Source organism: Agromyces sp. NSFZ, assembly GCF_056156205.1.
This window is the reverse complement of sequence record NZ_CM149585.1, coordinates 2204427-2217885: the sequence shown is the minus strand read 5'-3', so window position 1 is coordinate 2217885 and position 13459 is coordinate 2204427. Positions and strand designations below refer to the sequence as shown.

General features: G+C 71.0%; 15 protein-coding genes. 7 read left to right on the top strand and 8 right to left on the bottom strand.

Going from position 1 to position 13459, the window contains the following annotated elements:
- The first annotated feature begins 3 nt into the window (after positions 1 to 3).
- Positions 4 to 1167: a glycoside hydrolase family 3 N-terminal domain-containing protein gene (locus ACVFI9_RS10480; protein ID WP_474762173.1), complete on the top strand. Its 1164-nt coding sequence runs from the start codon at positions 4 to 6 to the stop codon at positions 1165 to 1167.
- 138 nt (positions 1168 to 1305) lie between these two features.
- Positions 1306 to 1869 (top strand): YceI family protein, encoded by a 564-nt coding sequence (locus tag ACVFI9_RS10475; RefSeq protein ID WP_474762172.1) that lies wholly within the window; start codon positions 1306 to 1308, stop codon positions 1867 to 1869.
- Between the two features lie 54 nt (positions 1870 to 1923).
- Here the strand turns inward: ACVFI9_RS10475 and ACVFI9_RS10470 are convergent, their stop codons facing one another.
- Positions 1924 to 3030, bottom strand: a complete 1107-nt coding sequence (locus tag ACVFI9_RS10470; protein WP_474762171.1) for a winged helix DNA-binding domain-containing protein — start codon at positions 3028 to 3030, stop codon at positions 1924 to 1926.
- Between the two features lie 144 nt (positions 3031 to 3174).
- Here ACVFI9_RS10470 and ACVFI9_RS10465 point away from each other — a divergent pair, with 144 nt between their 5' ends.
- On the top strand, positions 3175 to 4773 hold the full coding sequence (locus ACVFI9_RS10465; RefSeq protein ID WP_474762170.1) for an ABC-F family ATP-binding cassette domain-containing protein: 1599 nt from the start codon (positions 3175 to 3177) through the stop codon (positions 4771 to 4773).
- A gap of 1 nt (position 4774) precedes the next feature.
- Here the strand turns inward: ACVFI9_RS10465 and ACVFI9_RS10460 are convergent, their stop codons facing one another.
- Genes ACVFI9_RS10460 through ACVFI9_RS10450 form a run of 3 tightly spaced genes read right to left on the bottom strand, consistent with a single transcriptional unit; the run spans position 4775 to position 6233 of the window.
- On the bottom strand, positions 4775 to 5611 hold the full coding sequence (locus ACVFI9_RS10460) for an SURF1 family cytochrome oxidase biogenesis protein (protein WP_474762169.1): 837 nt from the start codon (positions 5609 to 5611) through the stop codon (positions 4775 to 4777).
- The gene (locus tag ACVFI9_RS10455; protein ID WP_474762168.1) at positions 5608 to 5856 is read right to left on the bottom strand and encodes a hypothetical protein; all 249 of its coding nucleotides are present in this window, start codon (positions 5854 to 5856) and stop codon (positions 5608 to 5610) included. Before ACVFI9_RS10455 ends, ACVFI9_RS10460 begins: the two co-directional genes overlap by 4 nt.
- A complete protein-coding gene (locus tag ACVFI9_RS10450; RefSeq protein ID WP_474762167.1) occupies positions 5853 to 6233 on the bottom strand; it encodes a DUF3099 domain-containing protein in 381 nt (126 codons plus the stop codon). The genes ACVFI9_RS10455 and ACVFI9_RS10450 overlap by 4 nt, the downstream gene beginning before the upstream one ends.
- Positions 6234 to 6389: 156 nt before the next feature.
- Here ACVFI9_RS10450 and ACVFI9_RS10445 point away from each other — a divergent pair, with 156 nt between their 5' ends.
- Positions 6390 to 7100 (top strand): beta-ketoacyl-ACP reductase, encoded by a 711-nt coding sequence (locus ACVFI9_RS10445; protein WP_474762166.1) that lies wholly within the window; start codon positions 6390 to 6392, stop codon positions 7098 to 7100.
- Positions 7101 to 7136: 36 nt separating this feature from the next.
- Here ACVFI9_RS10445 and ACVFI9_RS10440 read toward each other — a convergent pair whose 3' ends face one another.
- From ACVFI9_RS10440 to ACVFI9_RS10430, 3 genes are all read right to left on the bottom strand, one after another.
- Positions 7137 to 8087, bottom strand: coding sequence for an SMP-30/gluconolactonase/LRE family protein (locus ACVFI9_RS10440; protein ID WP_474762165.1), 951 nt, complete (start codon positions 8085 to 8087; stop codon positions 7137 to 7139).
- A 92-nt stretch (positions 8088 to 8179) separates the two neighbouring features.
- Entirely contained in the window at positions 8180 to 8842 is a 663-nt protein-coding gene (serB, locus tag ACVFI9_RS10435) for a phosphoserine phosphatase SerB (RefSeq protein WP_474762164.1), read from the bottom strand.
- Entirely contained in the window at positions 8839 to 10086 is a 1248-nt protein-coding gene (locus ACVFI9_RS10430; protein WP_474762163.1) for a glucose-1-phosphate adenylyltransferase, read from the bottom strand. Before ACVFI9_RS10430 ends, serB begins: the two co-directional genes overlap by 4 nt.
- A 106-nt stretch (positions 10087 to 10192) precedes the next feature.
- Here ACVFI9_RS10430 and glgA point away from each other — a divergent pair, with 106 nt between their 5' ends.
- The 3 genes from glgA (at position 10193) to ACVFI9_RS10415 (ending at position 12629) form a co-directional block, all read left to right on the top strand.
- The gene (gene glgA / locus ACVFI9_RS10425; protein ID WP_474762162.1) at positions 10193 to 11380 is read left to right on the top strand and encodes a glycogen synthase; all 1188 of its coding nucleotides are present in this window, start codon (positions 10193 to 10195) and stop codon (positions 11378 to 11380) included.
- Positions 11381 to 11463: 83 nt separating this feature from the next.
- On the top strand, positions 11464 to 12255 hold the full coding sequence (locus ACVFI9_RS10420; RefSeq protein ID WP_474762161.1) for an ABC transporter ATP-binding protein: 792 nt from the start codon (positions 11464 to 11466) through the stop codon (positions 12253 to 12255).
- A gap of 125 nt (positions 12256 to 12380) precedes the next feature.
- Positions 12381 to 12629 (top strand): type B 50S ribosomal protein L31, encoded by a 249-nt coding sequence (locus tag ACVFI9_RS10415; protein WP_136706977.1) that lies wholly within the window; start codon positions 12381 to 12383, stop codon positions 12627 to 12629.
- Positions 12630 to 12698: 69 nt separating this feature from the next.
- On the opposite strand, the gene ACVFI9_RS10410 is transcribed toward ACVFI9_RS10415, so the two are convergent.
- On the bottom strand, positions 12699 to 13400 hold the full coding sequence (locus tag ACVFI9_RS10410; protein WP_474762160.1) for an exonuclease domain-containing protein: 702 nt from the start codon (positions 13398 to 13400) through the stop codon (positions 12699 to 12701).
- Positions 13401 to 13459 lie beyond the last annotated feature (59 nt).

Genomic DNA, 13459 nt, shown 5'->3' with positions numbered 1-13459 from the left:
CGGGTGCGTGCGAAGCGAGTGGCAGCGCTGCCGTTCCTCGTCGCGGCGGTGCTCCTCGGCGTGACGGCGTGCGGCGCGCCCGCGGCCGAGCCGCCATCGACGCCGAGCCCCACGCGCGTCACCTCGACACCGACTCCGGCGGAGACCGTCGGCGCATGGGTCGACGGGCGGATGTCGCGGCTCACCACCGCCCAGAAGGCGGCGGCCCTGCTGATGCTGCACGCGCCAGGCACCGATCAGGCGGCACTGCGCGCCTACGTCGATGCCGGCGTGTCGGGCCTCATCCTGATGGGCGACAACATCGCGGAGACTCCCACCGAGGTCGCCGCGCTCACGGCGGCCGTGCAGGCCGACCCCGAAGCGCCGGTCCTCGTCGGCATCGACGAGGAGGGCGGTGAGGTGCAGCGCCTGCCGTGGGATGACGCGGCGGGCGCCGAGACGCTGCGTGCTCAGCCCGCCGCTGCGAGTCGGGACGCCTTCGCGGCGCGCGCGGCGATGCTCGCGCAGGCGGGTGTCTCGGTCAACTTCGGCATCGTGGCGGACGTCACCGCCGACCCCGAGTCGTTCATCTTCGGCCGCGTGCTCGGCACCGATCCGGCCGGGGCTGCCGAGCGCGTCGCCGCCGCCGTCTCGGGGGAGCGGGGCACCGTGCTCTCGACGCTCAAGCACTTCCCGGGCCACGGCGCGGCCCCCGGCGACTCGCATTCGAGCGTGCCCGCTGCGCCGCTCACCATCGACGAGTGGCGCGCCGCGCCGTCGATCCCGTTCGCGGCGGGCATCGACGCCGGGGCCGAACTCGTCATGACCGGGCACCTCGCGTACCCGGCCGTCGATCCCGCGCCTGCGTCGCTGTCGCCCGAATGGCATCGGATCCTTCGTGAGGAGCTCGGCTTCGAGGGCGTGGTCGTGACCGACGACATGCTGATGCTGCAGCACAACGACCTGCCGGAGTACGCCGACCCGGGTGAGAACGCCGTGCGTGCGATCGCGGCCGGCGCCGATCTGCTGCTGTACGTCCTCCCGGCCGATCCATCGGAGTTCGGCATCTCGGTCGACGGGCTCGCCGCCTCGATCGCCGCGGCCGTGCAGTCGGGACGCATCACCGAGAGCCGACTCGACGAGGCTGTCGAGCGCGTGCTGACGCTGCGCCGCTCGCTCGTCACCTGACCTCGGAGACGGCTTCGGAGGCGCTCTCGGAGAAGACGATGCGGCTCCGGGGAATAGATCCACGGTATCTATGCGTTTGCATTCGTGTGGCCGCACACGGCTGCACCGACATCCCTACCACGGAGAGAACCAAGCACTATGACGAGCACCGCCACGACGATCGAGATTCCGGGCTACCGCGTCGGCACCTGGACGATCGACCCCGCGCACAGCGAGGTCGGCTTCAGCATCCGGCACATCATGATCAGCAAGGTGAAGGGCAAGTTCGAGCGATTCGACGCGACCTTCGTGACCGCCGAGAACCCCCTCGATTCCAGCGTGACGGCGTCCGCCGAGGTCGCCTCGATCACCACCAACGAGCCCAACCGCGACGCCCACCTGCGCACCGGCGACTTCTTCGAGGCCGAGACGTACCCGACCATCGACTTCCGCTCCACGGGCGTGCGCGTCGAGGACGGCGACTTCAAGGTGGACGGCGACCTCACCATCCGCGGCATCACGAAGCGTGTCACGTTCGACTTCGAGTTCGGCGGCTTCGGCGGCGACCCCTACGGCAACTACAAGGGCGGCGCCACCGCGACGACCGTCATCAACCGCGAGGACTTCGGCCTCACCTACAACGCCGCCCTCGAGACCGGCGGCGTGCTCCTCGGCGAGAAGGTGACCATCACCCTCGAGCTGGCCGCGGCGCTCCAGCAGTAGGTCCCGCACGACGCCGACGGGCGGTGCCGCATCGCGGCGCCGCCCGTTCGCGTCTCAGGCGACGGTCACGCTTCCGAGCCCGTGACCCCAGAACCGCGCCCACACCCGCAACGACGGGGTGAACGACGTCGGGTCGACGGGGGATGCCACGTCGAACCCCTCGAGCTCGACGGACGTCGCATGCCGGCCCGTGCCGCGGCGCCACGTGCCGACGACGCGACCGCCCGCGACGAGGATCGGCTGGAAGACGCCGTTGCCGCCGGGGATCACGCGTGCGGCATGCGCGGGATCGCAGACGGCGGTGCGATCGGCGTAGCCCAGGAAGTACTCGTCGAACGGCGCGAGTGCGAGCGCGCCGGTCGCTCGCGGCGCACGCGCCGCGGAATCCGCCGGCCACCCGGCGTCGGCGGCGACGAACCGTTCGTCGTCGAACGCCACGACGGCGTCGCCCGCCGCCGCTCGGGCCAGGCGCGCGTCGCCGAGGGTCAGCCCACTCCACCAGGCGAAGTCCTGCACGGTCGCGGGGCCGTGGCCCGCGATGTACGCCGTGAACAGCCGGGCGAGCGTCTCTTCGCGATCCTCGCCGACCGGCCCGCCGGGTGACCACTCGTCGAGCAGGACGAGCCGTTGACCACGACCCTCGACGGGGCCCCAGCAGATGACGGCGTCGCGTGCGAGCCAGGCGATGAGATGGTAGCCGCGCTGGCCGGTCGTGGCGATGCCCGCGGCCTCCCACACGGCCTGGAGCCCATCGCGTGAACGGGACGCGCCTCCGGCGAGCTCGGCCTCGGCGATGGTGCGAGCGCGCCGAAACGTCGCCTCATCGAGCTCGAGTTCGCGTAGCCGAGCCGCGGCCTGCTGCAGGATGCGCGGGCCGGTGATCGCGAGGATCGGCCGGAGACGGTCGGCGGGAAGCAGATGCAGGGTGCCGCGCATCGGCCACGAGCGCACGATCTCGCCCGCATCGATCGCGGCGTCCACGTCGGCTGCGACCGAACCGGGAACCCTCGCGCCGAGCACCCACTTCGCCGCCGTGAAGTCCTGCGCCTGCACGGCGCCGAGTCGGCGCACGGCATCGGTCACCGACCCGAGGCCGCCACGGAGGCCGTGGGACTCGAGGCGGGCCGCCCGCAGTCGGGCGGCGGTGGGCGGCTTCGACATGCTCCGAGTGTGGCGGATGCCGCCGACATGATCGAATCGCGTGGACGGGAGCACGCGTGCAGCTCGCCCCGCCGCGGGCGGGATAGACTGGGAGGCTGTGCCCGTCGGCACACCACCACCACCCCATCCGCCCGGAGGATCCCCGTGCTCGCCGTCCATGATCTCGAGATCCGCATCGGCGCGCGCGTGCTCATGGAGCACGTGGACTTCCGCGTCAGCGACGGGGACAAGATCGGCCTCGTCGGCCGCAACGGCGCCGGCAAGACGACGCTCACCAAGACGCTCGCGGGCGAGACGTTGCCGACCGGCGGGCGCATCGACCGCACCGGCGAGATCGGCTACCTCCCGCAGGACCCGCGCTCAGGAGACCCCGAGATGCTCGCCCGCACGCGCATCCTCGACGCACGCGGGATGGGCTCGCTCGTCCTCGGAATGCACGAGGCATCCATGCAGATGGGCAGCGACGACCCGGCGGTCGCCGAGCGCGCCATGAAGAGGTACGGCAACCTGACCGACCGCTTCACCGCGCTCGGCGGGTACGCGGCCGAGGCCGAGGCCGCGTCGATCGCCTCCAACCTCAACCTGCCCGATCGCATCCTCGACCAGCCGCTGAAGACCCTCTCGGGCGGCCAGCGCCGACGCATCGAGCTCGCCCGCATCCTCTTCTCCGACGCCGAGACGATGATCCTCGACGAGCCGACGAACCACCTCGACGCCGACTCCGTGGTCTGGCTCCGCGAGTTCCTCAAGGGATACAAGGGCGGCGTGATCGTGATCAGCCACGATGTGGAACTCGTCGGCGAGGTCGTGAATCGCGTGTTCTACCTCGACGCGAACCGCTCGGTCATCGACATCTACAACATGGGCTGGAAGCACTACCAGCGCCAGCGCGCCGCCGACGAGGAGCGCCGCAAGAAGGAGCGCGCCAACGCCGAGAAGAAGGCGGGCGTGCTGCAACTGCAGGCCGCGAAGTTCGGTGCGAAGGCGTCGAAGGCCGCTGCGGCGCACCAGATGGTGGCCCGCGCCGAGAAGCTGCTCGCCGGGCTCGAAGAGGTGCGCTCGGTCGACCGCGTGGCCAAGCTGCGCTTCCCGACCCCTGCTCCCTGCGGTCGTACCCCGCTCACGGCCAACGACCTGTCGAAGAGCTACGGCTCGCTCGAGATCTTCGCCGCCGTCGACCTCGCGATCGACCGCGGGTCGAAGGTCGTCATCATCGGCCTGAACGGCGCCGGCAAGACCACGCTCCTGCGGATCCTCGCCGGCGTCGATCGGCCCGACACGGGCGTGGTCGAGGCGGGCCACGGCCTGCGCATCGGCTACTACGCGCAGGAACATGAGACGCTCGACGTGAAGCGCAGCGTGCTGCAGAACATGGTGAGCGCCTCACCGAACCTCACCGAGACCGAGGCGCGCAAGGTGCTCGGCTCGTTCCTGTTCACCGGTGACGACGTGCACAAGCCGGCCGGTGTGCTGTCGGGCGGCGAGAAGACCCGCCTCGCGCTCGCGATGATCGTGGTGTCGGGCGCGAACGTGCTGCTCCTCGATGAGCCGACGAACAACCTCGATCCGGCGAGCCGCGCCGAGATCCTCGATGCGCTCGCGCACTACGAGGGTTCGGTCGTCCTCGTCTCGCACGATCCCGGTGCGGTCGAGTCGCTGAACCCCGAGCGCGTGCTCATCATGCCCGACGGCACCGAAGACCACTGGAGCCGTGAGTACCAGGAGCTCATCGAGCTGGCGTGAGCTACCGGCGGTCGAGCACCTCGTCCTCGACGTCGGCGTCGGTGCGCAGGCGCGGCGGCTTGCGCGGCTGACGCGGCGCCTTCGGCGCGTCGGGCGATGCGGATGCCTCGGCCAGGGCCTTTCGCTCCTGGTTCGCCGCCCAGCCGAGGCCGACGAACGCCATGAGTGCGAACACGAACCACTGCAGCGCGTAGGAGAGGTGCGGCCCCTCGTCGCGGACGGGGCGAGCGGCCGCGAGCGGCGGCTCCGAGGCATCCGCCCCAGACTGCACCAGCACGCCGTACGCGCCCGTGTAGGCGGGCTCGCCGATGCGTTCGGCCAGCTCGGGAAGGTCGATCGTGGCGAACTCGTCGCCCGTCGACGTGCGACCGGCGATGCGGCCCTCGCCGGCCTTGAGTCGCGCCTCGACCTGCACCTCGCCCGCGGGTGGCGCGGCGTACTCGCTCGGCCGTCCGTCGGACCCCTGTGCGATCCAGCCGCGATCGACCATGAAGACCGTGCCGTCGTCGAGCCGGAACGGCGTGATGACCTCGAAGCCCGAACTTCCGGCGAAGGGCCGGTTGCGCACGACGACCTCCTCGTCGGTGAGGAACTCGCCCTCGAGGGCGACGACGAGCCAGCGCTGGTCGATGTCGAACTCGGCGGGGTCTGGCAGCGCCTCGGCGACGGGCACGGCCTCGGCGTCGTAGTTCGCGTCGATGCGGGCGACCTCGGCGAGCGCCTCGGCGCGACGGTTCAGCTGCCAGACCCCGAGCGCGGAGCTCGCGATCGCGAAGGCGACGACGAGGGCGAGATAGCCCGCCCAGCGACGCGACCGCAGGAAGGACCACTCGTTCACGTGCCGGCCTCCACGTCGAGATCCGCGGACGCGCCGTCGAAAGCCGCCACGCGCACCGGGAAGGAGCGGGCCTCGAGGAATCCGCGCAGGTAGTCGACGTGCTCGTCGCACGCGAGCCAGGTCTTCCACCGGTCGCCCGAGTGGATGCGGGGATTCTGCCAGTCGATGCGCCACGCCGCTCGCTCACGGCACGCGGCGCGCGAGCAGACCGCCTGGGCGGCATCCGCCCCCATGCCGCCGATCACGCGGCACCACGCTCGTCGTGGTCGTCGTGGTCGTCGCGCTCGTCGTGGTCGGGACCCCGCTCGTCCGAGGCGCCTCGGGGCGCGTCACCGCCGGGTTCCTCGGTGCCTGGGGCGGGCGGCGACACCCGCACGATGCTCCCGGGACGCAGCACCTGCGTGTCGCGCGCCGACGTGTTCACGTTGGCGAGCACGACCGCGACGTAGGGAAGGAAGACCGCGCCGGCGGCGAAGACCACGAGCCACCAGCCCTGCGCGAACAGCATGGCGAAGATGCACGCGACACGGATCGACATCGCGATCGTGTACTTGATCATGCGCGCGCGTCGCTCCGCTTCCGGCGAAGGCGGCAGCGAGGTGATCGTCTGGTGCTGCTTCATCGTGGACGCCGTGGGTCGGGCGGCACTCCTCACCCTCAAGCCTACGTCCGTCCGGGGCCGACGGATGCCCCCATCGGCGAGCCTCTAAGCTGGGACGGGCCCATGGCCCCGAGCCGGTTCCCGGCATCCACCACGCACCGCAGAACGGAGTCCAGCATGACGACGAGCCGCACCGTCCTCGTGACCGGGGGCAACCGCGGGATCGGGTACGCGATCGCCCGCGAGTTCCTCGCGCAGGGGCACCGCGTCGCCGTCACCGCACGTTCGGGCGAGGGGCCCGAGGGCGCACTCACGGTGCGGGCCGACGTCACCGACGCGGCATCCGTCGACCAGGCGTTCGCCGAGGTGGAGGCGGCGCTGGGCCCGGTCGAGGTCGTGGTGGCGAACGCCGGCATCACGCGTGACACGCTCCTCATGCGCATGAGCGACGACGACTTCACGAGCGTCGTCGACACGAACCTCACGGGCGCGTTCCGGGTGGTGAAGCGCGCGTCGAAGGGCATGCTCAAGGCGCGCTTCGGACGCATCGTGCTCATCTCGAGCGTCGTCGGGCTCTACGGCTCGGCCGGCCAGGTGAACTACTCGTCGTCGAAGGCGGGCCTCGTCGGCATGGCGCGATCGCTCACCCGCGAGCTCGGTGCCCGGAACATCACCGCGAACGTCGTCGCCCCCGGATTCATCGAGACCGACATGACCGACGAGCTTCCCGAGGCGCAGCAGGCGGAGTACAAGAAGAGCATCCCGCTCGGCCGCTTCGCGGCCCCCGACGAGGTCGCGAAGGTCGTCGCCTGGCTCGCCGGCGACGACGCCGGCTACGTCTCGGGCGCCGTCATCCCGGTCGACGGCGGACTCGGCATGGGGCACTGACCCGAGCGATCGAGGCGCCGCGCATCGCCGCGTCGGTCACCGGTCGACGCGGGTCACCCAGTACTCGGTGTCGGGCGTCGGCGGCGTGTTGAACCGGGCGTTCGGCAGGAACAGTCCGTCACCGTACCTGGCGACCGTCGTCGGGATGTCGAACTCGGGGCTCGTCAGGGTGTCGGCGAGCCGGCCGCTGAAGCCCATCGCCCCCATCTCGAAGACCGAGACCTGGTTCAGCTGGTTCTGCACCACGTAGAGCCAGCGACCGAGTGTGAGCAGGCCGTCGCCGTTCGTGACCTGCACCCCACCGAGGTCGACGGCGATGGTCTGCTCCGCCTCGGGATCCACGCGGTAGAGCGTGCCGGTCGAGGAGTTCACGACGAGCAACGCACGACGATCGGGCGTCGTCGTGATGCCGTTCGCGTTGAAGCCGGCCACCTGCTGCCAGTCGTCGCCGAGCGGGAACGTGACGACGTCGGATGCGTCGGGCAGGGCGCCCGACGGACCGATGGGCAGGAGGTACAGCTGCGCCTGCAGGCTGTCGGTGAACCAGGCGCCGTCCTTCGTCAGCACGACATCGTTGACGAACGAGGCGTTCGTCGTCAGCTGGTAGCTCGCCACGACGTCCCCGGTCGCGGCGTCGACGACGCGGGCCGTGCCCGACGGACCGCCTGCCACGAACAGCCGGTCGCGCTGGTCGATCTTCAGCCCGACCGATGGCGTGCCGGGTCCCTCACTGATGACCTCGCCCGCACCCGTGTGCAGGTCCGCGGCGTAGATGTCGCCGTCGGCGAGCGAGCCGAGGTACGCCGTGCCCCGCGAATCGATCGCGATGCCCTCGGGTCGGAAGCCGTCGGGAAGCTCGATGAGGTCCTCGACCGCGCCGCCGCCGGGCGGCGCACTGGCGGCCTGGGCCGCGGTCACGCCCGTGAAGGCGAGGAACCCCGTCACTGCCGCGGCGGTGAAGGCACGTGCGATGCGTCGTCCGGACATGCGGCACATGCTACGACGGCACCGGCGCGGCGGCCACCCCCGGCGCGGATCCGGCGCACGTCGTCGGAGCCGACGCCCTCTGATCGAGCGGGTCAGCCGCGCAGTCCGAGCAGCGCGAGCACCTGACTCAGGTCGGGGCGGTCGATCGCGACATCCGCTCGCTCCCGGACCACGGGCTTGGCACAGAACGCGACGCCGAGGGCCGCCCGCCCCAGCATCTCGAGGTCGTTCGCGCCGTCGCCCACCGCGACCGTGCGGTCGGGGCGGATGCCGCTCGCCTCGGCCCACTCGTCGAGCGAGGTCGCCTTCGCGTGCGCGTCGACGATGGGCCCGTCGACCCGGCCGGTGAGCCGGCCGTGGGCCACGTCGAGGCGATTGGCGCGGCAGAAGTCGAGCCCGAGCCGCGTGGCGAGCGGGTCGAGGAGTTCGTGGAATCCGCCGGAGACCACGCCGATGCGCCCGCCGGCGGCGTGCACGCCGTCGATGAGCTCCTGCACGCCCGGCGTCGGCGTCATCTGCAACCGGACCTGCTCGAACACCGACACCTCGAGCCCCGCGAGCGTCGCGACGCGTTCGCGGAGGCTGGCGGCGAAGTCGAGCTCGCCGCGCATCGCGCGCTCGGTCACGGCGGCGACGAGCTCGAGGCTGCCCGCGGCATCCGCCAGCAGTTCGATGGCCTCCTCGCGGATGAGCGTGGAGTCGGCGTCGAGCACGACGAGCGGGCCGCTCGCGCGGCCGGGTTCACCGCCCGTCACGCCGAGGCCCGGACCCTCGAACCTTTGCCGACCACCGTGATGCCGCTGTCGGTCACGATGAAGCCGCGCGCGAGGTCCTCGGCGCGGTCGACGCCGATGTGCGCGCCCTGCTCGACGACGACCTCCTTGTCGAGGATGGCGCGCTGCACCGTGGCTCCCGCGTCGATGCGTGCCCGGTCGAAGAGGATCGAGTCGGAGACGTGCGCGCCCGAGCCGACGATCGCCCACGGTCCGAGCACGCTGCGCTCGACGTGCGCGCCCGAGATGACCGAGCCGAGCGAGACGATCGAGTCGATGACGGTGCCGAGGGTGCCGCGCGCGTCGCGCGTGAACTTGGCCGGCGGCGAGTTGAGCTGCTGGCTGAAGATCGGCCACTCCCGGTTGTAGAGGTTGAACACGGGGAGCACCGAGATGAGGTCCTGGTGGGCCTCGAAGAACGAGTCGATGGTTCCCACGTCGCGCCAGTAGTAGCGATCGCGGTCGGTCGAACCCGGCACGTCGTTGCGCTTGAGGTCGTAGACCCCGGCCGCGCCCTGCTCGACGAACGCCGGGATGATGTCGCCGCCCATGTCGTGGCTGGAGTCGGCACGCTCACCGTCGCGGAGCACCGCATCGATGAGCGCGTCGGCGTTGAAGACGTAGTTGCCCATCGAGGCGAGCACCTCGTCGGGCGAGTCGGGCAGGCCCACCGGCTCCTTCGGCTTCTCGAGGAAGCGGTGGATGCGGTCTGGCTGCTTCGGGTCGACCTCGATGACCCCGAACTGGTCGGCGAGCGTGATGGGCTGGCGGATCGCCGCGACGGTCGCGGCGAGGCCCGACTCGATGTGGGCGTCGATCATCTGCGCGAAGTCCATGCGGTACACGTGGTCGGCGCCGACGACGACGATGATGTCGGGCTGCTCGTCGTAGATGAGGTTGAGGCTCTGCAGGATCGCGTCGGCCGACCCCGAGAACCAGCGCTTGCCGAGGCGCTGCTGGGCCGGCACCGAGGCGACGTACGAGTTGAGCAGCCCGCTCATGCGCCACGTCTGCGAGACGTGCCGATCGAGGCTGTGCGACTTGTACTGGGTCAGCACCACGATCTGCCGGAGCCCCGAGTTGAGCAGGTTCGAGAGCGCGAAGTCGACGAGCCGGTACTGGCCGCCGAACGGCACCGCCGGTTTTGCGCGGTCCTCGGTGAGCGGCATGAGGCGCTTCCCCTCGCCGCCGGCGAGCACGATGCCGAAAACCTTGCGCGTGGCCATGCGTCCCAGCGTAGTCAGAGGATGCCTCGGTCGTGGGCCGAAGTCGGGGCATGACGGTGGGGTTGACGGATGCCGCCGACGGATGCCCCTGCGCTAGCGTGGCTGCATGCGCGTCGACCTGCTCACCCGCGAGTATCCACCCGAGGTGTACGGCGGAGCGGGGGTGCATGTCGCCGAGCTCGTACGAGCACTCAGGCGCGACCTCGAGGTCAATGTGCGCTGCTTCGGCGCACCGCGCGACGAAGCCGGTACGTTCGCCTACGCGACGCCCGCCGAGTTCTCGGGGCGCAACGCCGCGCTCGGCACCATGGGCGTCGACCTGCTCATGGCCGGCGACGTCGCCGGCGCCGACGTGGTGCATTCGCACACCTGGTACGCGAACTTCGCCGGCTTCACCGCCAAGCTCATGCACGACGTCCCGCACGTGGTGACCGCGCACAGCCTCGAGCCGCTCCGCCCGTGGAAGGCCGAGCAGCTCGGCGGCGGATACCGGCTCTCGTCGTGGGTGGAGCGCACGGCCTTCGAGGACGCCGACGCCGTGATCGCCGTGAGCGAGGGCATGCGACGCGACATCCTGCGCGCCTATCCGGCGATCGACCCGGCCAGGGTCGACGTGGTCTACAACGGCATCGACCTCGCCGACTGGCAGCCGAATCACGACGTCGGGACGGCGCGAGCGCTGGGACTCGACCCCGAGCGGCCCTCCGTGGTGTTCGTCGGGCGGATCACCCGGCAGAAGGGCCTGCCGTACCTCCTGCGAGCGGCGCGGCTGCTGCCCGATGACGTGCAGCTCGTGCTGTGCGCCGGAGCACCCGACACCGAGGAGATCATGCGCGAGGTCACGCAGCTCGTCGACGAGCTGCGTGCGGAACGCAGCGGGGTGGTGTGGATCGATCGGCACCTGCCGCGTGCCGAGCTCACGGCGCTGCTCACCTCGGCGACCACGTTCGTCTGCCCGTCGGTCTACGAGCCGCTCGGCATCGTGAATCTCGAGGCGATGGCGTGCGGCGCGCCCGTGGTCGGCACGGCGACGGGCGGGATCCCCGAGGTCGTCGAGGACGGCGTCACGGGCGTGCTCGTGCCGATCGCGCAGGCTGATGACGGCACCGGCACGCCGCTCGACCCCGACGCGTTCGTCGCCGATCTCGCCGCGGCGCTCACGCGCGTGGTGAGCGATCCGATCGCCGCCCGGGCCATGGGGGAGGCGGGTCGACGCCGCGCCGAGGCGCACTTCGCCTGGGATGCGATCGCCGAGCGCACGCGTGAGGTCTACGATCGCGTGATCGCCGGATGACCCCCGCGCACAGCCGGTCGGAGCCCACTGGGGCGTCATCGGGCGCGCCGGGCGCCGCTTCGCATCCCGATAGCATTGGTGACATGGCGAGCACGGTTCTGGAGTTCCACGATGTGTCGGTGGTCCGAGACGGCAATGCGATCCTCGACTCGATCACGTGGACGGTCGGTTCCGACGAGCGCTGGGTGATCCTCGGGCCGAACGGCGCAGGCAAGACCACGCTGCTGCAGATCGCGGCCGCGGCGATGCATCCGACCAAGGGGAGCGCCGACGTCCTCCAGGAGGCGCTGGGCAAGGTCGACGTCTTCGAGCTGCGGCCCATGATCGGATTCGCGTCCACAGCCATGGCCCGCAAGATCCCGCGCAACGAGTCGGTGCTCGACACCGTGCTCACCGCGGCCTACTCGGTCACCGGCCGCTGGAACGAGGAGTACGAGGAGATCGACCTGCGCCGCGCCAACCGGGTGCTCAAGGAGTGGGGGCTCGAGGGCTTCGCCGAGCGCCGCTTCGGCAGCCTCTCCGACGGCGAGCAGAAGCGCGTGCAGATCGCCCGCTCGGTGATGACCGACCCCGAACTGCTGCTCCTCGACGAGCCCGCCGCGAGTCTCGACCTCGGCGCCCGCGAGGAGCTCGTGGGCCTGCTCGGCGGCTACGCGTCCTCGCCGGCGTCGCCCGCGATCATCATGGTCACGCACCACGTCGAGGAGATTCCGCCGGGATTCACGCACGCCATGCTCCTCGCGCACGGCAGGATCGTCGCCGCCGGCCCGATCGGCGAGGCGCTCACGTCGGAGTCGCTCACCGAGACCTTCGGCATCCCGATCGAGCTCACCGAGCGCGACGACCGGTTCGCCGCCCGGGCCGCCGCCGCCTGACGTGCGGTCGCGTGGGTTCTGCTAGAATTGCTAGCTGGCCCGTGGGCCACCATGCTTTCCTGCCGACGTGCATGCGCTCGTGGGTGGGATTCCCTGAACATCATCCGATCAGCAAGGAAGTCTCCATGAAGACCGACATCCACCCCGAGTACAACGCCGTCGTCTTCCGCGACCTGGCTTCGGGTGAAACGTTCCTCACCCGTTCGACGGTCACCAGCGACAAGACGATCGAGCTCGACGGCGAGACCTACCCCGTCATCGACGTCGAGATCTCGTCGGCATCGCACCCGTTCTACACGGGCAAGCAGCGCATCATGGACTCGGCCGGCCGCGTCGAGAAGTTCAACCAGCGATTCAAGAACTTCGGCAAGTAGGCACTGCCGAGCGAGGGCGGGCGACTCCGGTCGCCCGCCCTTCGTCGTGCCTGCGGCGACGCCGGTGCATCAGCGCACGGGCCACGCGCCTGACGTGGTGAACTCGGGCTCGCCGTTCGCGCGGCGCCACGCCTGGTAGTTCTCGGCCTGCTCGCGGCACCAGGCGACCTGGCGTGCATGCAGGTCGGCCACGGCGATGGCCGCGAGCTCGGGATAGGCGCGGGCGATCGCCTGGGCGACCCGCCCGGCGGCCACCGCATCGGCGCCGGCGTCGTGCGCGTTCGGCAACTCGACGCCGTAGTGGGCGGCCGTGGCGGTGAGGGTGCGCTTGCCGCGGCGGTATCGGTCGACGGCCTTGTCGATGACGAGCGGGTCGATGACCGGCCCGGGCCCGGGCAGCGGCGTGTGGCCGTAGCGTTCGGCCTCGCGGGCGAGCACCGTGAGGTCGTAGGCGGCGTTGTACGCGACGATCGGGAGGCCTCTCGCCGCGGCATCCGCCAACGCGCCGATGATCTCGGCGACCGCGACGGCGGCGACCTGCCCCTCGAGCCGTGCCCGCTCGGTCGTCACCCCGTGGATGAGCGACGCCGCCGTGGGGATCTCGACGCCCGGATCGACGATCCACTCGCGTCGTTCGAGCACCTCGCCGCCGAAGCCGATCACGCCCACGTGCGCCGTGACGATGCGGCAGGTGTCGACGTCGATACCCGTGGTCTCGAGGTCGAAGACGGCCAGGGTGTTCGCCCAGTGGGCGCGCGGGGGGACATCCATGGTCGAAGGCTATGGGCGGCCACCGTCCGGCGTGCAGGGGGCGCGCCGTAGAATGGCGG